This is a genomic window from Lachnoclostridium sp. An169 (assembly GCF_002160525.1).
Lineage (GTDB): Bacteria > Bacillota > Clostridia > Lachnospirales > Lachnospiraceae > Mediterraneibacter > Mediterraneibacter cottocaccae.
In genome coordinates this window covers 1-792 of sequence record NZ_NFKT01000082.1, presented here as the reverse complement: position 1 = coordinate 792, position 792 = coordinate 1, and the positions used below count along the sequence as shown (strand labels likewise).

Genomic DNA, 792 nt, shown 5'->3' with positions numbered 1-792 from the left:
CTTGCGAATGAGCAGCTTCATCTGGAACGTGCATACCGGAAGTTCTTCCGGGAACCGGGGACGGGATTTCCGAAGTTCAAGTTCAAACACGGCAGCCGCAGGAGTTACACCACCAATGTAGTGAATGGGAATATCTGGATATCAGAGGGAAGGCTGCGCCTTCCAAAGGTCGGGACGGTTAGGATCCGGCAGCACAGGGAGATCCCTGCGGGATGGCTTCTGAAATCTGTCACTGTCTCCATGGAGCCATCAGGTAAATATTATGCCAGTCTTCTGTTCTCGTTTGAACCCTGTGAAAACCAAGCAGGAACGGTCAGAGTAGAGAAGGTGCTGGGGATTGATTATGCGATGCAGGGGATGGCAGTCCTTTCTACAGGAGAGAAATGTGGGAATCCGGGATACTACCGTCAGGCACAGAAAAGGCTGGCCAGGGAACAAAGAAAGCTGTCCTACTGCCAGAAAGGCAGCCGGAATTACCAGAAGCAGAAGCGTAAAGTGGCAAGACGCCATGAAAAGGTCAGAAACCAGAGGAAGGATTATCTTCACAAGCTCAGTTTCAGACTGGCAGAGGAATATGATGCGGTAGCAGTGGAGGATCTGAATCTGAAAGCAATGAGCCGGAGCCTGAACTTCGGGAAATATCCGGGAGGAAGGAAAGAGGTTATTATGTGCATAACTGCGCAGAAAAAGATGTCCGTATCCGGACAATAAAAGAACCGTCGGGCCGGCGGGGATAGCCTGTTGATACTTAGCCCGTTGGGGCTGATGAGCAGGAAGCTCCCACTTCAAACC

The 792-nt window shown here is 51.3% G+C and carries 1 protein-coding gene; it reads left to right on the top strand.

Annotated elements, in window-relative coordinates; all coding sequences use genetic code 11:
• On the top strand, nt 1-711 hold a 711-nt coding region (locus B5F07_RS22220; RefSeq protein WP_140398083.1), incomplete at its 5' end, for an RNA-guided endonuclease TnpB family protein.
• Between the last annotated feature and the right edge of the window lie 81 nt (nt 712-792).